This window comes from Oleisolibacter albus (genome assembly GCF_003336875.1).
Taxonomy (GTDB): Bacteria; Pseudomonadota; Alphaproteobacteria; order Azospirillales; family Azospirillaceae; genus Niveispirillum; species Niveispirillum album.
This window is the reverse complement of the sequence record NZ_QGNJ01000010.1, coordinates 63364-85771: the sequence shown is the minus strand read 5'-3', so window position 1 is coordinate 85771 and position 22408 is coordinate 63364. Positions and strand designations below refer to the sequence as shown.

At 68.2% G+C, this 22408-nt stretch carries 18 protein-coding genes; 8 read left to right on the top strand and 10 right to left on the bottom strand.

Going from position 1 to position 22408, the window contains the following annotated elements; all coding sequences use genetic code 11:
- Nucleotides 1-145: 145 nt before the first annotated feature.
- Both DK368_RS14540 and DK368_RS14535 read right to left on the bottom strand, forming a co-directional pair.
- Nucleotides 146-1759: a fumarate hydratase gene (locus tag DK368_RS14540; protein WP_114394686.1), complete on the bottom strand. Its 1614-nt coding sequence runs from the start codon at nt 1757-1759 to the stop codon at nt 146-148.
- A 213-nt stretch (nt 1760-1972) separates the two neighbouring features.
- A complete protein-coding gene (locus DK368_RS14535) occupies nt 1973-2596 on the bottom strand; it encodes an FMN-binding negative transcriptional regulator (protein ID WP_114394685.1) in 624 nt (207 codons plus the stop codon).
- Nucleotides 2597-2775: 179 nt separating this feature from the next.
- On the opposite strand from DK368_RS14535, the gene chrA reads away from it, so the two are divergent.
- Entirely contained in the window at nt 2776-4095 is a 1320-nt protein-coding gene (gene chrA / locus DK368_RS14530; RefSeq protein WP_114394684.1) for a chromate efflux transporter, read from the top strand.
- Nucleotides 4096-4245: 150 nt separating this feature from the next.
- Here chrA and DK368_RS14525 read toward each other — a convergent pair whose 3' ends face one another.
- Complete coding sequence (locus tag DK368_RS14525) at nt 4246-4767, bottom strand: Lrp/AsnC family transcriptional regulator (RefSeq protein WP_114394683.1); 522 nt, start codon at nt 4765-4767, stop codon at nt 4246-4248.
- Nucleotides 4768-4877: 110 nt separating this feature from the next.
- Between DK368_RS14525 and DK368_RS14520 the strand changes: the two genes are divergently transcribed.
- Nucleotides 4878-5882, top strand: coding sequence for a mitochondrial fission ELM1 family protein (locus DK368_RS14520; RefSeq protein WP_240002508.1), 1005 nt, complete (start codon nt 4878-4880; stop codon nt 5880-5882).
- Between the two features lie 60 nt (nt 5883-5942).
- Complete coding sequence (locus DK368_RS14515) at nt 5943-6572, top strand: 2OG-Fe(II) oxygenase (protein ID WP_114394682.1); 630 nt, start codon at nt 5943-5945, stop codon at nt 6570-6572.
- A gap of 22 nt (nt 6573-6594) precedes the next feature.
- Here DK368_RS14515 and DK368_RS14510 read toward each other — a convergent pair whose 3' ends face one another.
- Entirely contained in the window at nt 6595-7263 is a 669-nt protein-coding gene (locus tag DK368_RS14510) for a DUF1003 domain-containing protein (RefSeq protein WP_240002507.1), read from the bottom strand.
- A 180-nt stretch (nt 7264-7443) separates the two neighbouring features.
- On the opposite strand from DK368_RS14510, the gene DK368_RS14505 reads away from it, so the two are divergent.
- Complete coding sequence (locus tag DK368_RS14505; RefSeq protein WP_114394681.1) at nt 7444-9375, top strand: hypothetical protein; 1932 nt, start codon at nt 7444-7446, stop codon at nt 9373-9375.
- Nucleotides 9376-9474: 99 nt separating this feature from the next.
- Here DK368_RS14505 and DK368_RS14500 read toward each other — a convergent pair whose 3' ends face one another.
- The 5 genes from DK368_RS14500 to DK368_RS14480 form a co-directional block, all read right to left on the bottom strand.
- A complete protein-coding gene (locus DK368_RS14500) occupies nt 9475-10335 on the bottom strand; it encodes a 50S ribosomal protein L11 methyltransferase (protein WP_240002506.1) in 861 nt (286 codons plus the stop codon).
- Nucleotides 10336-10533: 198 nt separating this feature from the next.
- Entirely contained in the window at nt 10534-11007 is a 474-nt protein-coding gene (greA, locus tag DK368_RS14495) for a transcription elongation factor GreA (RefSeq protein WP_114394679.1), read from the bottom strand.
- 82 nt (nt 11008-11089) lie between these two features.
- A complete protein-coding gene (gene carB, locus DK368_RS14490) occupies nt 11090-14353 on the bottom strand; it encodes a carbamoyl-phosphate synthase large subunit (protein ID WP_114394678.1) in 3264 nt (1087 codons plus the stop codon).
- A gap of 194 nt (nt 14354-14547) precedes the next feature.
- Complete coding sequence (locus DK368_RS14485; protein ID WP_114394677.1) at nt 14548-15078, bottom strand: hypothetical protein; 531 nt, start codon at nt 15076-15078, stop codon at nt 14548-14550.
- The gene (locus DK368_RS14480; RefSeq protein ID WP_114394676.1) at nt 15075-15404 is read right to left on the bottom strand and encodes a hypothetical protein; all 330 of its coding nucleotides are present in this window, start codon (nt 15402-15404) and stop codon (nt 15075-15077) included. Before DK368_RS14480 ends, DK368_RS14485 begins: the two co-directional genes overlap by 4 nt.
- A 209-nt stretch (nt 15405-15613) precedes the next feature.
- Here DK368_RS14480 and DK368_RS14475 point away from each other — a divergent pair, with 209 nt between their 5' ends.
- Nucleotides 15614-16219 carry a DUF3618 domain-containing protein gene (locus DK368_RS14475; RefSeq protein WP_162306039.1) on the top strand — a complete coding sequence of 202 codons (606 nt, stop codon included), beginning with the start codon at nt 15614-15616 and terminating at the stop codon, nt 16217-16219.
- Nucleotides 16220-16313: 94 nt separating this feature from the next.
- Here the strand turns inward: DK368_RS14475 and carA are convergent, their stop codons facing one another.
- Entirely contained in the window at nt 16314-17492 is a 1179-nt protein-coding gene (gene carA / locus DK368_RS14470; protein WP_114394674.1) for a glutamine-hydrolyzing carbamoyl-phosphate synthase small subunit, read from the bottom strand.
- A 294-nt stretch (nt 17493-17786) separates the two neighbouring features.
- Here carA and DK368_RS14465 point away from each other — a divergent pair, with 294 nt between their 5' ends.
- The 3 genes from DK368_RS14465 to rpoD all read left to right on the top strand — a co-directional run bounded on the left by DK368_RS14465 (nt 17787) and on the right by rpoD (nt 22407).
- The gene (locus DK368_RS14465; protein WP_114394673.1) at nt 17787-18245 is read left to right on the top strand and encodes a GatB/YqeY domain-containing protein; all 459 of its coding nucleotides are present in this window, start codon (nt 17787-17789) and stop codon (nt 18243-18245) included.
- Between the two features lie 173 nt (nt 18246-18418).
- Entirely contained in the window at nt 18419-20266 is a 1848-nt protein-coding gene (gene dnaG, locus DK368_RS14460) for a DNA primase (RefSeq protein WP_114394672.1), read from the top strand.
- A gap of 191 nt (nt 20267-20457) precedes the next feature.
- The gene (gene rpoD, locus DK368_RS14455; RefSeq protein ID WP_114394671.1) at nt 20458-22407 is read left to right on the top strand and encodes an RNA polymerase sigma factor RpoD; all 1950 of its coding nucleotides are present in this window, start codon (nt 20458-20460) and stop codon (nt 22405-22407) included.
- Nucleotide 22408: the final 1 nt, after the last annotated feature.

Below are 22408 nucleotides of genomic sequence, written 5' to 3'. Positions count from 1 at the left end.
TCGTGCTCCCCTGGGTGCCCGCCTTCGCGGGCACGACGCGGGGGGCATGACGCCGGGGAGGGGCGGGACGCGCGGGGTTGAGACGAGGGGACCTGAAGTGTGGGGGCGGTGAAGGGGCGGGAGGGACTGCCTCCCGCCCGGGGGCTCACTTCAGGTCGGCGAAAAAGTCGTTGCCCTTGTCGTCCACGACGATGAAGGCGGGGAAATTCTCCACCTCGATGCGCCAGATGGCTTCCATGCCCAGCTCGGGATAGGCGATGCACTCGACCTTGCGGATGCAGTCCTGGGCCAGACGGGCGGCGGCGCCGCCGATGGAGCCGAGATAGAAGCCGCCATGGGTCTTGCAGGCCCGGGTCACGTCCGGGCTGCGGTTGCCCTTGGCCAGCATGACGAAGCTGCCGCCCGCCGCCTGGAACTGGTCGACGAAGCTGTCCATGCGCCCGGCCGTGGTCGGGCCGAAGCTGCCGGAGGCATAGCCCTCGGGCGTCTTGGCCGGGCCGGCATAGTAGATCGGGTGGTTCTTGAAATAGTCCGGCAGCGGCTGGCCGGCCTCCAGCAGGGCGCGCAGCTTGGCATGGGCCGCATCGCGGGCCACGATCAGCGGGCCGGTCAGGGAGACGCGGGTGCGGATCGGGTGGCGCGACAGGATCTGGCGGATCTCGCTCATCGGCCGGGTCAGGTCGATCTGCACCACCTCGCCGCTGAGCTGGCTTTCGTCCACCTCCGGCAGGAAGCGGGCCGGATCATGCTCCAGCTGCTCCAGGAAGATGCCGTCCCTGGTGATCTTGGCCAGGGCCTGACGGTCGGCGGAGCAGGAGACGCCGATGCCGATGGGCAGCGAGGCGCCATGGCGCGGCAGCCGGATGACCCGCACATCGTGGCAGAAATACTTGCCGCCGAACTGGGCGCCGATGCCCAGCGACTGGCTGAGCTTATGGACGTCCTTTTCCATCTCCAGGTCGCGGAAGGCGTGCCCGGTGTCGCCGCCGCTGGTGGGCAGGCTGTCATAGTAGCGGGCCGAGGCCAGCTTCACCGTCTTCAGGTTCTGCTCCGCCGACAGGCCGCCGATGACCACGGCCAGATGGTAGGGCGGGCAGGCCGAGGTGCCCAGCGAGGCGATCTTGTCCTTCAGGAACGGCACCAGCCGGTCCGGCGCCAGTACCGACGGCGTGGCCTGGAACAGGAAGGTCTTGTTGGCCGACCCGCCGCCCTTGGCCATGAACAGGAACTTGTAGGCGTCGTCCCCCTCGGCATAGATCTCGATCTGGCCGGGCAGGTTGGTGCGGGTGTTCTTCTCGTCGTACATGGAGACGGGCGAGACCTGGCTGTAGCGCAGGTTGCGCTTCAGATAGGCGTCGCGGATGCCGGCGGACAGCGCGGCCTCGTCGCCGCCCTTGGTCCAGACGCGGCGCCCCTTCTTGCCCATGACGATGGCGGTGCCGGTGTCCTGGCACATGGGCAGGATGCCCGACGCGGCGATCGAGGCGTTCTTCAGCAGGTCCAGCGCCACGAAGCGGTCGTTGGCCGACGCCTCCGGGTCCTCCAGGATGGCGCGCAGCTGGGCCAGATGGCCGGGGCGCAGCAGATGGTTGATATCGGCGAAAGCCTGTTCGGCCAGCAGGCGCAGCCCCTCCGGCTCGACCTTCAGCACCGTCTCGCCATCGACCTCGATGGTGGAGACATGGTCGCTGGTCAGCTTGCGGTAGGGGGTGGTGTCCGGGCCGAGGGGGAAGAGGCTGAAACCGGTATCCTGCGCCATGGGTGTCTGTTCCTTGACGGACGTGGTCCTTGACGGACGTGGGGACGTGCCGACGCGCGCCAGGGCCAAACGGGGCCGGCACAGGTGGCACGAATTCGGTCGGGACAGATCCCTTTCGGGCAGGCCCGGTCGGGTCGGCAACGGACGCCATCCGCCGGTTTCTGTCAACCCCGCAAAGGGTTGGCCGGCCGCACCGATCGGCGGGGCGTGGCGTCAGGGCATCAGCTTGGACAGGGCGCGGTCGCGGTGGTCGCCGCTGAGCGCCAGCCCGGTCTTGATCCGGGCCTGATCGTCGCCGGGCCGGTTCTGGCTGAGCTTGCGCTTGCCCTCCAGCCGCTCCACCGTCAGCACCACGCCGACGATGCCGGTGGTCATGGCCAGCAGATAGTCCGCCGGCGCGTCGTCCAGCGACCAGGGCCGGTCCCGGTCGGCCTCGTGCAGATCGGTCTGCCGGCGGACGATGTCCAGGATCTCCGCCCGGTCCTCCAGGATGCGCAGCCGGCCATAGGCATGGACGGCGGTGTAGTTCCAGGTGGGGACCACCTTGCCCGTCTCGACCTTGGCGGCGTACCAGGAGGGGGTGACATAGGCGTCCGGCCCCTGGAACAGGGCCAGCGCCGGCACGCGCCGGTCGAAATGGCGCCATTGCGGATTGGCGCGGGAAAGATGGCCGGCCAGCTGCACGGACCCGTCCGCTGCCGTCTGCACCAGCAGCGGCAGCGGCGTCGCCTCCATCCCCTGCAGCCCCAGCGTGACCAGGGTGGCCAGACGGGCCTGCTCCATCATCTGCCGCAGGATGGCGGGATCATCCTCGGCGAAGGCGGGCGGGACATACATCGGCGGACTCCCCTGGCGGGCATGATCCCGTCTTGATGCGGCCATCGCGGCCCGGCGTCACGCGAAACCTTGTCGCGGCGACAAGGGGGCGGGTTTCCGGTCCCGGAGATCCACGAAGGGCTTGCCTTGCGCCGGCCCCTGCCGCAGACAGGAGCAGCCATTCCCGACAGGGTCTCCCGATGACCGACGCCAGCCCGCCCGCCCTGCCGACTGACGCCGCTTCCCGCACATCCGCCCCCAGCTTCGCCACCGCGCTGCGCTTCTGGCTGAAGCTGGGCTGTCTCAGCTTCGGCGGGCCGGCCGGCCAGATCGCGCTGATGCAGCACGAGCTGGTGGAGCGGCGGGGCTGGATCGACCAGCGCCGGTTCCTGCACGGGCTGAATTTCTGCATGCTGCTGCCGGGGCCGGAGGCGCAGCAGCTGGCCACCTATGTGGGCTGGCGCCTGCACGGGGTGGCCGGGGGACTGGCCGCCGGGCTGCTGTTCGTGCTGCCCGGCGCCCTGGTGCTGCTGCTGCTGTCCTGGCTGGCGGCCCGGCACGGCGATCTGGCCTGGGTTGCCGCCCTGTTCGACGGGGTCAAGCCGGTGGTGGTGGCCATCATCGCCGCCGCCGTCTGGCGCCTGGGCCGCAAGACGCTGCGTGGCTGGGCGCCGCCGCTGCTGGCGGCCGCCGCCTTCCTGGCCCTGGCCGTGCTGAAGATCGGCTTCCCCTGGGTGGTGCTGGGCGCCGGACTGATCGGCTGGCTGAGCACCCGCGCCGGCCTGGCCCTGTTCGGCGCAGGCGGGCACGGCCCGGCGGGAGAGGAGCCGGCCGGACCGCTGCCGCCGCCCGGCCGGCTGGTCCGGCTGGCGCTGGTCTTTGCCCTGCTCTGGGCCGGGCCGGTGCTGGCCGTGCTGACCCTGGCCGGGGAGCAGCCCTGGCGCGACATTGCCGCCCTGTTCACCAAGGCCGCCTTCGTCACCTTCGGCGGCGCCTATGCCGTGCTGCCCTATATCGCCGAGGCCGCGGTGAACCGCTATGGCTGGCTGGACCCGGCCACCATGGTCAACGGGCTGGCCCTGGCCGAGAGCACGCCGGGGCCGCTGATCCTGGTGACGCAGTATGTCGGCTTCTTCGCCGGCTGGAACCAGCCGGGGACGCTGCCGCCGCTCTGGGCCGGGGTGCTGGGCAGCGCGCTGACCACCTATGTCACCTTCCTGCCCTGCTTCTTCTTCATCTTCGCCGGGGCGCCCTATGTGGAGCGGCTGATCCACCATCGGCCCGCCGCCGGGGCGCTGGCCGCCATCAGCGCCGCCGTGGTCGGCGTCATCCTCAATCTCGGCGTCTTCCTGGGCCTGCATGTGTTCCAGCCGCGGCCGGGCGAGACGGACCCGTTCGCCATCGCCCTGGCGCTGGCAGGACTGCTGGCGCTGCTGCGCTGGGCGCTGCCGGTGCATTGGCTGGTGCTGCTGGGGGCCGGGGCGGGGCTGGCCCGTGCCGCGCTGCTGGGCCTGCTGTAGCGGAAACGCCGGCCTGAAGCGGAGGGCGCGAGCGAAAGCCCCGCGCGAAACGGAAGCGCCATCTGGAAACCCCGAAACGGAAACGGGCGGGCGGGCCTGTCCGGCCCGTCCGCCCGTCGATCCGATCCGGATGGGAATCGGGGAAGAGGCTCAGACCTCCTCCTCCTCATCCTCCTCGTCCTTCACTTCCGGCCCCACCTCCACGTCGATGGGCACGCCCGGCTCGAACTTGGACTGCCGGATGGCCAGCGACGATTTGACATGGCTGACATTGGGGGCCGCCGTCAGCTTGGCGGTGAGAAACTTCTGGTAATTATCCCAGTCGCTTGCGACCACCTTGAGCAGGAAGTCGGTCTCACCGGCCAGCATGTTGCACTCGCGAACCTCCGGCCAGCTGTTGACCAGGGCTTCGAAGCGCTTCAAGTCGGCTTCCGCTTGCGAGGACAGGCCCACATGGGCGAAGACCGTCACATGGAAGCCCATGGCTTCGGGATTGATATCGGCATGATAGCCACGAATATAGCCCGCATCTTCCAGCGCGCGCACGCGCCGGAGGCAGGGCGGAGCGGAAATGCCGGCGCGCCGGGCCAATTCCACATTGGTCATTCGGCCGTCCGCCTGCAGGTCGCGCAGGATGCGCCGATCGATTCGGTCGAGTTTGACCCGCCGCATGGTGGTGTCTTCAAGCTCCAGGGGGTTATTCTTGGGAAATGATATTACACAGTCCGCAGCCCGCCGCCAAGGTGGGCCGCGTCCATGACCGTCATTTTCGGTAGGAAGAAATGAGCATAACGGGTTCCGGCGGTGCCGTCGACACCTGCTGGGTCATGTCGGACGGCAAGGCCGGCATGGAGAATCAATGCCTGGGGCTGGCCGAGGCCGTGGGCGCCGCCACCGTGGTGGTGAAGCGCATCGCCCTGAAAAGCCCCTGGCGCCAGACCACACCCTATCTGCCGGTGGGGACCTCGCTGTCGCTGGCGCCGGGGTCCGACCGGCTGGACCCGCCCTGGCCCGATCTGCTGATCACCTCGGGCCGGCAGGCGGTGGGGCTGGCGCTGGCCATCCGGCGCAAGAGCCGGGGCCGCACCTTCTGTATCCATATCCAGACGCCGGGCGTGCCCTTCTCCCGGTTCGATCTGGTGGTGCTGCCGCGCCATGACGGCAAGGCCGGCCGCAGCATCGTGCAGACCCGGGGCGCCCTGCACCGGGTGACGCCGGAGCGGCTGCGCGATGCCGCCGCCCGCTTCGCGCCGGGGCTGGCACACCTGCCGCGGCCGCGGGTGGCCGTGCTGATCGGCGGATCGAACGGCGTCTACCACCTGACCCCCACGGTCATGGGCGACGTGGCGGACAAGCTGGCCCGGCTGGCGCGGGAGCAGGGTGTGGGGCTGATGGTCACCCCGTCGCGCCGCACCGGCGCCGACAACGAGGCCATCCTGCGCGCCCGGCTGGCCGGGCTGCCGGCCGAGGTCTGGGACGGGCAGGGGGAGAACCCCTATTTCGCCTATCTGGGCCTGGCCGACGCCGTGGTCGCCACCTGCGACAGCGTTTCCATGATCTCGGAAGCGGCCAGCACGGGGAAACCCGTCTATGTCATCGAGCTGGAGGGGGGATCGCCGAAGTTCCGCCGCTTCCATGAGATGCTCTATGCCGACGGCGTCGCCCGGCCCTTCACCGGCGCCCTGGAGCAATGGCACTACACGCCGCTGGAGGATACGGAAGTCGTGGCGGCGGAGGTACGACGGCGCATGGCTGCCCGGAACGGTTCGATCCAAGGCGGGGCTTGATCCGGCGGCGCAAACGGATCAGCTGTTGGGGCTGAGCCAACCATTCCCCCGGTGAAAAGCATGAGTGCCGACCTGATCGACCTGGAGCGTTTCCGCGCCACTGCGCTGGTGGCCGATCCCTTCGATCATCTGGTGGTGCCCGGCTTCATCCGGGCGGAGGCGCGCGACGCCATCCACCGCGACTATCCCCAGGTGGACAAGCCCGGCAGCCATCCGCTGCCGGAGCTGCGCTACGGCCCGGTGTTCCAGCAGCTGATGCAGCAGATCCAGGGTCCGGAGATGACGGCGGCCTTCGAGGAGAAGTTCGGCATCGACCTGTCCGCCCATCCGACCATGGTCACCGTGCGCGGCATGGCCCGGGCCAAGGACGGGCAGATCCACACCGACAGCACGACCAAGCTGATCACGGTGCTGATCTATATGAACCCGCGCTGGGAAAGCAGCGACGGCCGTCTGCGCCTGCTGCGCACGCCGGACAGCCTGGACAATCCGGTGGTGGAGGTGCCGCCGGAGGAGGGCACGCTGCTGGCCTTCCGCAACGGTCCCACGGCCTGGCACGGGCACACCTCGGTGGAGGGGCCGCGCCGGGCCATCCAGCTGAACTGGGTCACCGATGACGGGGTGGTGCGGCGCGAGCAGTTCCGCCACGGGCTGACCGCCAAGCTGAAGCGGCTGAACCCGTTCGCCTGAGACGGCCCGGTTTCCTGTCCGCCTACGCCGGATCAGAGGGCGGATCAGAGCGCGGATCAGCGGGCACGCCGGCCGACGGTGCCGTGCCCTGGTGCCGTTCCAGCAGGGCGCGCAGCAGGGCGATCTGTTCCGACTGCTGCCGGATCAGCGCCTCGAGCTGCTGGCTGCGCAGCCGGTCCATCTTGTCGTGCAGCGACATGATCTCCAGCTCGGCCTTGAGGTTGACCTCATAGTCCAGGTTGGCGGCAATGCGGTCCTTCGCCGACTGGCGGTTCTGGCTCATCATGATGATGGGGGCCTGGATGGCGGCCAGCATCGACAGGATCAGGTTCAGGAAGACATAGGGATAGGGGTCGAAGGTCTCCCCCAGCGGCGGCAGCACCGCCGAATTCAGCAGCGACCACACCAGCAGGAACACCAGGAAACCGACCACGAAGCCCCAGGAGCCGCCGAAGGCCGCCACCTGGTCGGCCAGACGTTCGCCCCGGCTGCGGTCGTCGGCGATCTCGTCATTGGCGTTGCGGCTGATGCGGCGGCGCTTGGCCATGCGGGTCAGCACCCGCCGTTCCTCGGCGCTCAGTTCGGTATGGCGCGTGCCGAGCAGGCGCTCGGCCATCTGCTGGATCTGGGGATGCGGGTCCTGGGCGGGCGGCGTGCCCGCATCGTTAAACGGTTCGGTGGTCATGGTCATCCCTGGCGGTCCTGTCGGCGCAAGCCAGCCATGATGGCACGGGAAAGACTGCGGCGACAAAGGCTTGAGCGCTTTTCCGCAGCGGCGTGGAAGGCATGCAGGATCACCGCGACTTCACCACGGCAGCCCGGTCTATATATCGGCCCATCCCGGCCACCCCTTGAGAGACGGCTTCGTCCCATGGCCCTTCGCATTGAAACCTTCAGCAACGTGACCGGCGGCAGCAGCACCTTCAAGGCGCTGGGTCATCCGCTGGTGGCATCCAAGGCGGCCGAGCTGCTGACGCGGCTGCGCAAGTCCGGCAGCATCGCCGTCTATGACCCGCTGGGTCTGGCGGAGCCCTTCGCCGAGCTGCACCCGCTGACCGGCGTCAAGATCGGCGCCGTCTATGTGCAGGATGTGGAGAAGATCGGCCGCCCGGTGCTGGGGCGGGAGACCGAGCCGGTGACGGCCCTGGCCGGGACCAAGGCCGCCCTGCTGCTGGTCATGGCCTTCGACGCCGACAAGCTGGTGGCCCAGATCCGCCATCTGATCCCCGAGGGGACGGCGGTGGTGACGCTGGACGGGCTGAAGCTGCCGGACAAGCTGCTGACCGATACCCGCCATTATCTGTCGCCGCTGAACTTCGCCACCAACTTCGCCTTCTTCCGCGACGGCGACGGGCTGCATACGCGGCTGGTGACGGCCAATTACTGGTCGGGCTACGGCGCCCGCGCGCCCAAGCTGTGGCTGTGCCTGTTCGACGACAACGGCCATGTGCTGGCCCAGTGGACCGAGGACCTGCCCTCGGGCGGGGCCACCGTGGTGGTGGACAGCGCCGAGGTGCGCAGCCGCTTCGAGCTGCCGGCCTTTGCCGGACAGCTGTTCGTGCATGTGGTCGGCGCCGCCGGCCACGATGTGGTGAAGTACGCGCTGGATACCTATGGCGACAGCCCCTCGGTGCTGTCCTGCACCCATGACGCCAACGCCTGGCCGTCGGATTTCTATGCCGGCCTGCCGGCCCCCAAGGCCGATGAGCGGGTGCTGCTGTGGATCCAGAACAGCTTCCCCATCGCCATTCCCGCCGGGGCCGTGGCCCTGAACCCCATGGGGCGTGACAGCGAGGCCGTGGCGCTGGAGCAGGAGGTGCCGGCCTTCGGCACCCTGGCCGTGGATGTGGCCGACCTGCTGCCGGATCTGGCCTGGCCGCATCAGGTGGAGATCCGCGCCGGCAAGCATTTCGTGCGCCCGCGCTACGAGGTGGTGACGCTGGACTCGCATCACCGCGAGAGCCGCCGCCGCATCGCCCATCCCAATGTCCAGCGCACCGACCTGAAGCCGGTGCCGGCCCTGGCCGAGCTGGGCAATCTGCTGGGCAAGGGCTTCATCCTGCCGGCCCCGGTGTTCCCCACCGACCGTTTCCGCACCATCGCCCTGCCGACGCCGATGGCGCGCAGCCAGACCAGCCTGCCGCTGGCCGCCATCCTGTACGATGCCAGCGGCGCCGAGGTGGCGCGCAAGAGCCTGGGCGTGCTGGCGCGCGACCATGCGCAGGTTCTGGACGCGGCCGAGCTGGTCAACGGCCACCATCTGTCGGCCGGCTATGGCCATCTGGAGCTGGTCTACGACTTCAACGCCGGCAAGGAGGCCGACGGCTGGCTGCATGCCCTGTTCCGCTATGAGGACCAGGAAAGCGGCCATACCGCCGAGACCAGCTTCGGCGCCCATATGTTCAACACGGTGCTGACCTGGAAGGACGAGCCGCAGAGCTATGCCGGCCGGGCGCCGGGCCTGTCGACCCGCCTGTTCCTGCGCACCGGCGTGGACGGGGCCGATACGCTCTGCCACCTGATCTATCCGGCCAGCACGCCCTGGCACGCCCAGAGCGAGACCCAGCTGATCCTGACCCGCCGCGACGGGCAGGAGATCGCCCGCCGCACCGTGCGCATCCCCTGTTCCGGCAGCTACCATTTCCGCGTCAGCCTGACCTTCGCCGAGGATGAGCTGCATGCCGCCGGGGAGCACGCCTATGTGCTGATCCGCGATACCGGCTGCCGGCTGTTCGGCTATCACGGCCTGATCCGCGACGGTGCCGACGGCGCCTTCAGCCTGGACCATATGTTCGGCTTCTGAGGCCCCGCTTTCCAGGACGGAGAAACGAACGGGCCGGGGTTTCCCCCGGCCCGTTCTGCTGCCAACGCTGCTGCCGGAGCTGTGGTCGGCCCCCCGGGATCAGCCCTGCATCACCAGGGTCGACCAGTCACCCAGGCGGTGGCGGCGCACCAGGTGCAGGCCCTGGGCGCGGTGGGCGTTGATGACCAGGGCCTCCTGCCGCACCAGCAGGCCGGAGAAGATGGCGGTGCCGCCCGGGATCAGGGCGCGGCGCAGCTGCGGCGCCATGCGGGCCAGCGGCCGGGCCAGGATGTTCGACACCACCAGATCGAACGGCCCGTGCCGGCGCACAGCGGCGGTGTGGTAGCCATTGCCGTGATAGAGATCGACCAGCTTGTGCACGCGGTTCAGCACGGCGTTTTCCTGGGCGATCTCGATCGACAGGGCGTCGATGTCCACACCCACCACCGGGATCTTGCGCAGCTTGGCCAGGGCGAAGGCGAGGATGCCGGAGCCGCAGCCCATATCGAGGGCGTTGCGGAAGCCGCCGACCTTGCTGAGGTCGGAGATGGCGCGCAGGCAGCCCTGGGTGGTGGCATGCTCGCCCGAACCGAAGGCCATGGCCGCCTCGATCTGCAGACCGACCTTGCCCAGCGGCACCGGCTTCTTGTGATGGCTGCCATGGATGAAGAAGCGCCCGGCCGTGATCGGCGGGAAGCTGAGATAGGTCTTGGTCACCCAGTCGATGGGCGGCAGCGGCTCCTTGGTCAGGGCCGGTTCGGCGATGCCCAGTGAGGCGGCCAGCACGGCCAGCTTCATGGAAATACGGCTGGTGTCCGGCTCGGCATAGGAGGTGCACTCCACCAGCCACAGGCCGCCTTCCTCCAGCTCGAAGGTGGAGACGGCGTCCACATGCGGCTCGACGATCTCCGCGAACAGCGGTGTGAACGCCTCCGGCACCTCGAACGCGACCCGCCACATGCCCTGCATCGCCCTGACCCTCCAGCTCCGATGCAGGCGTTTCTAGACCGCCGCCGGCAATATCTCAAGCGCCGGCCCGGTTGCGCTCACGGCATTGCCGCCATGGCCGGCATGGGGACGACGCGGGACAGGGGCCGGCAAAAAAACGCCCGCCGGGGATTTCCCGCGGCGGGCGTTCCTGCGGTCTGCGGCGGTGGCTTACTTGAAGTCGATACCGACGATCTCGTAGCTCTTGCTGCCACCGGGAGTCGTCACCTCGACCATGTCGCCCACGGTCTTGGCAATCAGGGCGCGGGCCAGCGGGCTGGTGATGCTGATCAGGCCCTGCTTGATGTCGCTCTCATCCTGGCCGACGATCTGATAGGTCACCTCCTCGTCGGTATCCTCATCCGCCAGGGTCACGCTGGCCCCGAACTTCACGGCATTGCCGCTCAGCTTGGACGGATCGATGACCTCGGCGCGGCTGATCTTGTCCTCCAGCTCCATCACCCGGCCCTCGATGAAGCTCTGCCGCTCCCGGGCCGCATGATATTCAGCGTTCTCGGACAGGTCGCCATGCTCGCGCGCCTCGGCGATCGCCTTGATCACATTGGGACGCTCAACGGTCTTCAGGTGCTTCAGCTCTTCCTGCAGCCGGTTGAACCCCCGGGCCGTCATCGGAACTTTTTCCATCGTACCTTTCACCCGCGAACTGGTTGCCGCAGAATAAAAAGACCACGCCGGTGCGGAGAACCCGCACCGCCGCCCTGTCTTCTCAGTAAGTCCCGCTCAGGTAGGTCTGCAGCGGGGCCACGTCCAGCTTGTCGGTCCTCAGCGCCGAGATCGCTTCGACCGCTGCCCTGGCTCCCGCCACCGTCGTGTAGTAGGGGATGTTATTGGTCAGAGCCGCACGGCGCAAGCTGAAGCTGTCCGAAAGGGCCTGGGTCCCTTCCGTGGTGTTGAACACCAGCTGGACCTCGCCATTGATCATGGCGTCCACGATGTGCGGCTGGCCTTCCACCACCTTGTTGACCGGGGTCACGGCCACGCCCTGCTCGGCCAGCAGCCGGGCCGTGCCACGGGTGGCGATGACCTTGAAGCCCATGTCCAGCAGGCGGCGGGCCAGCGGCACCATGGCCGGCTTGTCACGCTCGCGCACCGAGATGAACACGGTGCCGGTCTTCGGCAGCTGCACGCCGGCGCCCATCTGGCTCTTGGCGAAGGCCATGGCGAAATCGTGGTCCAGCCCCATGACCTCACCCGTGGAGCGCATCTCCGGCCCCAGCAGGATGTCGACGCCGGGGAAGCGGTTGAAGGGGAAGACGGCTTCCTTGACGGCGGTGTGCTTGGGGAAGGGGCCGGTCAGGGTGAAGGCGGACAGCTTCTCCCCGGCCATGATCCGCGCCGCCACCTTGGCGATGGCAGTGCCGGTGGCCTTGGCCACGAAGGGCACGGTGCGGCTGGCGCGCGGATTGACCTCCAGGATGTAGACATCGAAGCCGGCCGGCCCGGTGCCCTCCGCATTGTGCTTCACCGCGAACTGCACATTCATCAGGCCGACCACCTTCAGCCCCTTGGCCAGCTTCACCGTCTGCGCCGCCAGCTCGTCCACCACGGCGCGGGGCAGGGTGTAGGGCGGCAGGGCGCAGGCACTGTCGCCGGAGTGAATGCCCGCCTCCTCGATGTGTTCCATGATCCCGGCGACGTACACCGTTTCCCCATCGGCGACGGCGTCCACATCCACCTCGATGGCGTCCTGGAGGTAGCTGTCGATCAGCACCGGGTTCTTGCCCGACACCTTCACCGCCGTGGCGATGTAGCGCTGCAGCCCGGCCATATCATGGACGATCTCCATGGCCCGGCCGCCCAGCACGTAGGAGGGGCGGATGACGATGGGGAAGCCGATGCGGGCGGCCACGGCCTGGGCCTCGGCCAGGGAGCGGGCCAGACCGTTGTTGGGCTGGCGCAGCTGCAGCGTGTATAGCAGCTGCTGGAAGCGTTCGCGGTCCTCGGCCAGATCGATGGCGTCCGGCGTGGTGCCCAGGATGGGGATGCCCGCCGCCTCCAGCGCCGCGGCCAGCTTCAGCGGTGTCTGGCCGCCGAACTGCACGATGCAGCCCAGGACCTTGCCGTTCTCCTGCTCCTTGCGCACCAGCTCGATGACGTCCTCGGCCGTCAGCGGCTCGAAATAGAGGCGGTCGGCGGTGTCGTAGTCGGTGGAGACGGTTTCCGGATTGCAGTTGACCATGATGGTCTCGTAGCCGGCCTCGCGCAGGGCGTAGACGGCATGGACGCAGCAATAGTCGAACTCGATGCCCTGGCCGATGCGGTTCGGACCGCCGCCCAGGATCACCACCTTGGTGCGGTCGGTGGGCCGGCTCTCATCCTCCGGCGCCTCGAAGCCGTTGCCCTCGTAGGTGGAGTACATATAGGGGGTGCGGCTGGCGAATTCGGCGGCGCAGGTGTCGATGCGCTTGAACACCGGGCGGACGCCGACGGCGCGGCGGGCGGCCGCCACCTCGGCCTCGCTGGTGCCGGTCAGGGTGGCCAGACGGGAGTCGCCGAAGCCCATGCCCTTGAGCCGGGCGAAGGCCTGGGCATCCAGGGCCGCCAGACCCTTGGCCTTGACCTCGGCCTCGGTCTGCACGATGGCCTGGATCTGGCGCAGGAACCAGGGGTCGTACTTGCAGTACTCGTAGATCTGATCGACGGTCATGCCCGTGCGGAAGGCCTGGGCCACGATCAGCAGCCGCTCCGGCGTCGGCGTCGACAGCTTGGCCGGCAGGGTATTGAGGTCCAGGTCCGGCAGGTCGTCGAAGCCGGTCAGGCCCGTCTCCATGGAGCGCAGGGCCTTCTGCATGCTCTCGGCGAAGCTGCGGCCGATGGCCATGGCCTCACCCACTGACTTCATGCTGGTGGTCAGCGTGTTGTCGGCGCCGGGGAACTTCTCGAAGGCGAAGCGGGGGACCTTGGTCACCACATAGTCGATGGTCGGCTCGAAGCTGGCCGGGGTGGTGCCGGTGATGTCGTTGTCCAGCTCGTCCAGCGTGTAGCCCACGGCCAGCTTGGCCGCGATCTTGGCGATGGGGAAGCCGGTGGCCTTGGACGCCAGGGCCGAGGAGCGCGACACGCGCGGATTCATCTCGATCACGACCATGCGGCCGGTGTCGGGATGCACGCCGAACTGCACGTTGGACCCGCCGGTGTCCACGCCGATCTCACGCAGCACCGCCAGGCTGGCGTTGCGCATGATCTGGTATTCCTTGTCCGTGAGCGTCAGCGCCGGGGCGACGGTCATGCTGTCGCCGGTATGCACGCCCATGGCGTCGATATTCTCGATGGAGCAGACGATGATGCAGTTGTCCTTGCTGTCGCGGACAACCTCCATCTCGTACTCCTTCCAGCCCAGCACCGACTCCTCGATCAGCACCTCGCCCACCGGGCTGGCGCGCAGGCCGCCCTTGACGATGTCCTCGAACTCGATGCGGTTGAAGGCGATACCGCCGCCGGTGCCGGCCAGGGTGAAGCTGGGGCGGATGATGGCCGGCAGGCCGACCACGGCCAGGGCCTCCAGCGCCTCTTCATAGGACTTCACCACGCGCGAACGCGGGCTTTCCAGCCCGATCTTGTCCATGGCGTCGCGGAACTTCAGCCGGTCCTCGGCCTTCTCGATGACGTCGGCCTTGGCGCCGATCATCTCCACGCCCAGCCGGTCCAGGGTGCCGTCGCGGAACAGCGCCAGCGCCGTGTTCAGCGCGGTCTGGCCGCCCATGGTGGGCAGCAGGGCATCGGGGCGCTCCTTCTCCAGGATCTTCGCCACCATGGCCGGGGTGATCGGCTCGATGTAGGTGGCGTCGGCCAGACCCGGATCGGTCATGATAGTGGCCGGGTTGGAGTTGATCAGGATGACGCGATAGCCTTCCTGCCGCAGCGCCTTGCACGCCTGCACGCCCGAATAATCGAACTCGCAGGCCTGGCCGATGATGATCGGCCCCGCGCCGATGATGCAGATGGATTTGATGTCGGTGCGCTTGGGCATGTCTCGGTCAGCCGTGGATCAGGGAGGGGGTCGCTCTGGTCGCACGAAAGCGCCCGCCGTACCAGGGGTGGTGCGGGGGACGTCCGGCTGAGGGCTCTCTATAGAGGCACTGGTTCCGTGAGGGAAGCGCTGAACCCGCCGTCCAGGGATGCGCAGGGCGGGACGCGGGGACCGATGATGGGGAACGGGGCGGGTCAGGGCCCGACGAACCAGGGTTTCAGGTCGTCCAGCCTGGCGGTGAAGACCTGGCAGCGGCCGCCATTATGGTCACGGAAGAAATAGACCGTATCGGTCTGGCGCCGGTTCAGCGGATCGATCAGATTGACGGCCATGAAGCCGTAGGCCACGCCCAGGGGACGCTCGCCGGGACCGAAGGCGCGGTAGGCCATGTCGATGCGCTGGTTGAAGCGGCCCTGGCGGCACAGTTTCGACAGGTCCGGCGCCGGGGTGATGATCTGCAGCGATGGCTTGTCGAAGGCATAGGCGACGCGGTCGCGCCGCTGCCAGGCAGGACGGGGCGGCGCCACGGCCGGCGACGGATCGGGATCGTAGGGCAGGTGGTTCATGGCGCCCGGCGGCGCCGGAGCCAGGCGCGGGACGGGTCTGGCCGGATCAGCCGGCGGCGGCTCGGCCGGCTGCGCCGCCAGCGTGGGAGCCGGCCCGAGAAGCAGGGCCAGCAGCAGAAGGCAGGGACGGGACAGGTGCGGCGCGGCGGCCCGGATCATCGGGTGATGATGTACCGCGCCAGAAAACGGGCGACGGCCTGCCGCTGGGGCTGGGACAACCCGTCGAAGCTGATCTTGGCTGTGTCCTTGCCCGCGCTGGACACGGTGCCGCTGCCGCGCAGGGCCAGATTCTCCTTGGGGTCCTTCAGGACCAGATCGAAGGCCACGGATTGGCCGGGTTTCAGCTTGCCGCCGCTGACGGTGACGCTGTCCATGCCAAGATTGGCCACGCCGAACGGCTTGCCATCCACCCGGATGATTGCCGTGTATTTGGCAACGGGGACCTTTTCGACCACCGTGTGCTTGAGAAAGTCGAACAGGCCCATGTGCGGGTCCCCCGATCCGGACAACCCTACCACTGTACGAAAGACCTGCCTGCGGGGGAATAGGTCCGGAACTCTCTTTCGGATGGGGAGCGGCGCTGAAACTCCGGTCGTCCTCCGGTGTTGCTATGCAGGATTTCCGCACCCGGCCCGCCTGCGGACCGGGGTGGAGGGCCGGCTTGGCCCAGAATGCTGCACGGGAAGGACGAGCGATGAGCAACCGTTCCGAGGATATCGAGCGCGATATCGAGGCCACCCGCCGGGATATGAGCCGCACTGCCGCCGAGATCGAGCGGCGCCTGCAACCGGAGCATATGCTGGACAGCGCCCTGGGCTGGGTCCAGGGCAATCCGCGCGGGCGTGCCCTGCTGGACGAGGTGGGCGACGTGGTGGCGCGCAACCCCTTGCCGCTGGCGCTGATCGGCGTCGGCATCGCCTGGCTGGCCTTCGAGGCCACCCGCGGGCCGCGGCGGCGGCATCTGGCGGGGTACGAGCCCATGCGCCAGCGTCTCGGCCCCGATATCCCGGCCGACCGCCACCATACGCATGTGGAGGATGGTGGACAGGCCAGCCTGCGCGGCCGCTCGCCCGATCCCGACGAGTTGCTGGGGCGCGGCCGCAGCCCCCAGTCCGCCCGTGACGCCGCCGAGGCTTTCCGTCAGCAGGATGCCGGGCAACAGGATGGGTCCCGGCCGGCGGCCGCGGTGACCGGCGCTGCCGTCGGCACCAGCACGGTATCCACGGGAACGGTGACCGGCGGCACGGTGACCACGGGGCCGGGGACTGGCCGTGGAGCGGAGGGGGAGCCGCGCCTATGATCGCGCGGGCCCCGACAGGAGAACGGCTGGCCACGATGCGGCCAGCCGTTCCCCCGAAAGGTGAAGAGGGCGCAGGAAAAGAAGGCGCCGGCCGTCAGTAGCGGCCTTCGATGGCGGCCACGAAGCGGTCGAACAGATAATGGCTGTCCTGCGGGCCGGGGCTGGCCTCGGGATGGTACTGCACGCTGAACACGGGCTTGCCCTTCAGGCGCAGGCCCTCGTTGGTGCCGTCGAACAGCGAGACATGCGAGACCTCCACCGTGTCCGGCAGGCTTTCCGGGACCACGACGAAGCCGTGGTTCTGGCTGGTGATCTCCACCCGGCCCGTCTCCAGGTCCTTGACCGGATGGTTGGCGCCGCGATGGCCCTTCTCCATCTTCTCGGTACGGCCGCCCAGGGCCAGGGCCAGCATCTGATGGCCCAGGCAGATGCCGAAGACCGGCTTGCCCGCCTCCACCACCGCACGGATGGTGGGCACGGCATAGACGCCGGTGGCGGCGGGGTCGCCGGGGCCGTTGGACAGGAACACGCCGTCGGGATCAAGGGCCAGCACCTCCGCCGCCGGGGTGTCGGCGGGGACCACCGTCACCTTGCAGCCGGCATTGGCGAGGCAGCGCAGGATGTTGCGCTTGGCGCCGAAATCCAGCGCGACCACATGGTGCTTCGGCTCGGTCAGGGTGCCGTAGCCCTGGCCCAGGGTCCAGCCGGTCTCGGTCCAGCTGTAGCTCTGGCGGGCGGACACCTCCTTGGCCAGATCCATGCCCTCCAGCCCCGGCCATTCGCGGGCCAGGCGCAGCAGCGCGTCGAGGTCGAAGCGGCCGTCGGGTGCATGGGCGATGACGCCGTTGGGGGCGCCACCGTCACGGATGCGGGCGGTGAGGCGGCGGGTGTCGATGCTGGACAGGCCGACGATGTCGTAGGACTTCAGCCATTCCTCCAGCGGACGGGTTGCGCGCCAGTTGCTGGGCTCGGTGATGTCGGCCTTGAGGATCAGACCGCGGGCCGCCGGCGTCACCGTCTCGATGTCCTCGGCATTGGCGCCGACATTGCCGATATGGGGGAAGGTGAAGGTGATGATCTGGCCGGCATAGCTGGGATCGGTCAGGATCTCCTGATAGCCGGTCATCGAGGTGTTGAAGCAGACCTCACCCACCCGATGGCCAACGGCGCCGACACCACGGCCCCAGAAGACCGAGCCGTCGGAGAGCACCAGCACACCGGTCGCCCCCTCGGGCTGCGGCGCGCGTTGGGAGGACAGCGGGGCGTCGGTCATCGGCTGGGCACCTTAATGTCGCGGGTTATGGCGCGGGTCCGGGCGGTCTGCCCCCCTGTCACCGGTCCACCCCCAGGACGAGACCGTGTCGGCATCCGGGCAGGGCAAAGCGGCGCGCCGGGAGGGCCGGAGCGTCTGCGGGTCAGATAGACAAGGCCGCGGGCGGGGTCAACCCGGCTGAACGCAGAGGCCGTCTGCGCCGGGGCCACGGCTGCCCGCCGCGGCGAAAGGCTGGAAGAGCGACGAAAACTTGCGTAAACTTCGTAACTCGCTTTCACACGAGGATATGAAACCATGCTGCGCTCGCGGCTCAACGAGGCCTTGAAGGAGGCCATGCGCGCCAAGGATCAGCGCGTCATTGCCACCGTCCGCCTGATTCTGGCGGCGCTGAAGGACCGGGATATCGCCGCCCGCGGCCGCGGCCAGACCGACGGCATCGACGAAGCCGAATTGCTGTCCATGCTGCAGACCATGATCAAGCAGCGCCGCGAATCCATCCAGATGTATGAGCAGGGCGGGCGCCTGGAACTGGCACAGCAGGAGCAGGAGGAGATCGTCGTCATCGAGGGCTTCATGCCCAAGCAGATGACGGAGGACGAGACCAAGGCCGCCGTGGCCGCCCTGATCCAGGAGATCGGCGCCGCCGGCGTCAAGGATATGGGCCGGGTCATGGCCGACCTGCGCAGCCGCTATGCCGGCCAGATGGATTTTGCCAAGGCCAGCGGCCTGGTGCGTCAGGCCCTGGTGGGCTGACGTCCGGCCCGCCGAGGAAGAGTCGTGCAAGGGCCGCCCCGGGCGGCCCTTGCCATGTCCGCCCCTGTGGATAAGTGAAGACGGCGGGGACAGGTGCGGGCGGGCATGGCTTCCTGCACCCGGCTTGCGCTATTCTCCTCCGCTTGAACTCCCGTCACCCCCTGGCCTGACCGATGTCCCTGCCGCCGCAGTTCCTGGACGAGTTGCGCGCCCGTCTGTCGCTGTCGGACGTGGTGATGAAGCGGATGCGCCTAATCCGCGCCGGCCGCGAGTTCAAGGCGCCGTGCCCGTTCCACAATGAGAAGACGCCCAGCTTCTATGTGAACGACGCCAAGGGTTTCTTTCATTGCTTCGGCTGCGGTGCCCATGGCGACCACATCGCCTTCGTCATGCGCCATGGCAACCTGTCCTTCATCGAGGCGGTGGAGCAGCTGGCGGCCGAGGCCAGCATGCAGGTGCCCAAGGCCACGCCCGAGGCCCGGGCCAAGTTCGAGCGGCAGAAATCGCTGTATGATCTGGTCGAGCGGGCGGCCAGATATTTCGAGGACCAGCTGCGCCAGCCGTCGGGGCGCCGGGGCTACGAGTATCTGCGCCGCCGCGGCCTGGATGACGAGGCCATTGCCCGCTTCCGCCTGGGCTTCGCGCCGCAGGAAGGCGCCGGGCTGCACGGTCTGCTGACCGAGGCCGGCTATGCCGAGGCCGACATGGTCGAGGCCGGCCTGTTCAAGCGGCCGGAGAACGGGCGGGGCCTGCGCGCCTTCTTCTGGAACCGGGTCATGTTCCCGGTGACCGACCGCCGCGGCCGCGTGGTGGCCTTCGGTGGCCGCATCATGGAGGGGGACGGGCCGAAATACATGAACTCGGCCGACAACCCGCTGTTCCACAAGGGCAATCTGCTCTATGGCATGTCGCGGGCCCGGCAGGCGGCGGCGGATGGGCATCCGCTGATCGTCACCGAAGGCTATATGGACGTGATCTCCTGCGTCCTGGCCGGATTCGAGGGGGCGGTGGCGCCGCTGGGCACGGCCATGACCGAAACCCAGATCCTGGAACTGTGGAAGCTGGCGCCGGAGGGGCGCCGCACCCCCATCCTCTGTTTCGACGGCGACAATGCCGGCCGCCGGGCGGCGGAGCGGGCGGTGGAGCGCATCCTGCCGCTGCTGATGCCGGACCATTCGGTCTCTGTCGCCTTCCTGCCGGAGAAGGAGGACCCGGACAGCCTGATCCGCAGCGGTGGCAAGGCGGCGTTCCAGGGCGTGCTCGACCGCGCCCGCTCGCTGGCCGATGTGGTCTGGGAGCTGGAAGCGGCGGGCCGCACCCTGTCCGACCCCGACGACCGCGCCGGGCTGGAGGCGGCCCTGCTGGCGCGCTGCCAGCAGATCGCCGATCCGCGGGTGCGCCGGGCCTATGAACAGGAGATGCGCGACCGGCTGTTCCGGCTGGTGCGCGAGTTCCGGCCCAAGGCTGGCGGCCGCGGCGGCCCCCGCCGGCCGCAGCCGGGGGAGATCCCGGTCAGCCGGCTGTGGGAGAAATCGCTGCGCCGGGGCGTGGGCAATACCTCGAGCCGGCGCGAGCGCTGGCTGCTGCTGCCGCTGCTGCATCATCCCGGTTTGTTCGACGCGATCGGCGAGCGTCTGGTCGCTGCGGCGTTCGATGACCCGCGTCTGGATGGGCTGAGGCAGGAATTGGTCGCATGCCTGACGATGAATTCCACACTTGACGCCGCAGCCTTACGTCGCCACTTGTCGGAGCGCGGCTTGTCCGAGACGCTGGAAGATCTGCTGAGTGCAGAGGCGCCGAAGTTTGCGCAACCAGGAGCGTCGATCGAAGCGGCGAAGAGTGGCTGGCAGGAGGTTTGGCTCAGTTCCGAAGATTCGCTGCTCCAGCAGGAGGTGCAGGAGGCCGAGCGCCGGTTCCGGGAGAACTTCACGGAGTCGGAGTATAACCGGCTGATTGCGCTGAAACAGGAGCTGCTGACTCTGCGGGGTTTGGCGGCGGACATGCCGGAATCGGGACAATGAGGGCTGGGGCCCGGTCCTGGAGCCGAAATGACCGCCGGGCCGAGCGCCTGCCTGTGTCTTTTTTGACACAGGCGGACGCCAGCATGCAGAAGAGACGATCCAGGATAGGGTTCGAGTCGACCGGGTGACTTGCTCGAGTCGACCCTATGCGTTTACCCGTAGCAGCCTTGGAGTGCGGGGGCAGCGAGCGAATGGCCACTAAAGCGACGCAGACCGCGGAAGTTTCGGAATCGCGGGAAGAGGAAGCCAACGGCCCTCTGATGGACGGCATGGCGATTGCCGTCAAGAAGATGATCCAGCGCGGTAAGGAGCGCGGCTACGTCACCTATGACGAGCTGAACGCTGCCCTGCCGCCGGACCAATCCTCTTCGGAACAGATCGAAGACACGATGGCCCTGCTCTCGGAGCTGGGCATCAATGTCGTCGAGGCGGAGGAGCAGGAGGACAACGGCGACGCCGCGTCCGACGGCGAGGGCCGCCAGTCCGGCAATCTGGACGACGATGATATCGGCCGCACCGATGACCCGGTGCGCATGTATCTGCGCGAGATGGGGTCGGTCGAGCTGCTGAGCCGCGAGGGCGAAATCGCCATCGCCAAGCGCATCGAGGCCGGCCGCGAGATGATGATCGGCGCGATCTGCGAATCGCCGCTGACCATTCAGGCCATCATCGAATGGCACCAGGCCCTGCAGGACGGCAAGATGCTGTTGCGGGACATCATCGACCTGGATGCCAGCTATGGTGTCGACCCCGAATCGGGTGAGCCCACCGGCGACGAGCTGGGCGAGGGCGAGGCCGAGCGCGAGGAGGAGGAGGCCGAGCGTCCCGAGGGCGAGGCGGAAGGCGAGGGCACGCCCGGCGAGGGCGACGAAGAGGGGAACATCTCCCTCTCCGCCATGGAAGCCGAGCTGAAGCCCAAGGTGCTGGAAACCTTCGGCAAGATCGAGGAGACCTATGAGCGCCTGCACAAGCTGCAGGAGCAGCGCCTGGCCGCCTTGCAGCGCGGCGAGGAGGTCAAGGGCTCCGACAAGAAGTACGAGAAGGTCAAGGGCGAGCTGACCGAGCTGGTCAATTCCGTGCGCCTGAACAATGCCCGCATCGAGCAGCTGGTCGAGCAGCTCTACGCCCTGAACAAGAAGCTGATGGGCTTCGAGGGCAAGCTGCTGCGTCTCGCCACCGATGCCAAGGTCAAGCGCGAGGACTTCCTCCAGCATTATTACGGCTCGGAGCTGGACCCCAACTGGCTGGACCGGGTCAAGGGCCTGAACAAGGCCTGGGGCCGCTTCGCCGAACGCTCGTCCTATGATGTGGGCCGCGTGCGCGAGAGCATCAACGAGGTCAGCCAGCAGGCCCGCCTGCCCATCGGCGAGTTCCGCCGCATCGTCAGCACGGTGCAGAAGGGCGAGAAGGAGGCGAGCCGCGCCAAGAAGGAGATGGTGGAGGCCAATCTGCGCCTCGTCATCTCCATCGCCAAGAAGTACACGAACCGCGGTCTGCAGTTCCTGGACCTGATCCAGGAGGGCAACATCGGCCTGATGAAGGCGGTGGACAAGTTCGAGTACCGGCGCGGTTACAAGTTCTCCACCTATGCGACGTGGTGGATCCGGCAGGCCATAACCCGCTCCATCGCCGACCAGGCCCGCACCATCCGCATCCCCGTGCACATGATCGAGACGATCAACAAGCTGGTGCGCACCTCGCGCCAGATGCTGCACGAGATCGGACGCGAGCCGACGCCGGAGGAACTGGCCGAGCGGCTGATGATGCCGCTGGAGAAGGTGCGCAAGGTCCTGAAGATCGCCAAGGAGCCGATCTCCCTCGAAACGCCGATCGGCGACGAGGAGGACAGCCATCTTGGCGATTTCATCGAGGACAAGAACGCGGTTCTGCCCCTCGATGCCGCCATCCAGGCCAACCTGCGCGAGACCACGACCCGCATCCTGGCCACGCTGACCCCGCGCGAGGAGCGCGTGCTGCGCATGCGCTTCGGCATCGGCATGAACACCGACCATACGCTGGAAGAGGTCGGCCAGCAGTTCAGCGTGACCCGCGAGCGTATCCGCCAGATCGAGGCCAAGGCTCTGCGCAAGCTGAAGCACCCTTCGCGCTCGCGCAAGCTGCGCAGCTTCCTGGATACGTGAT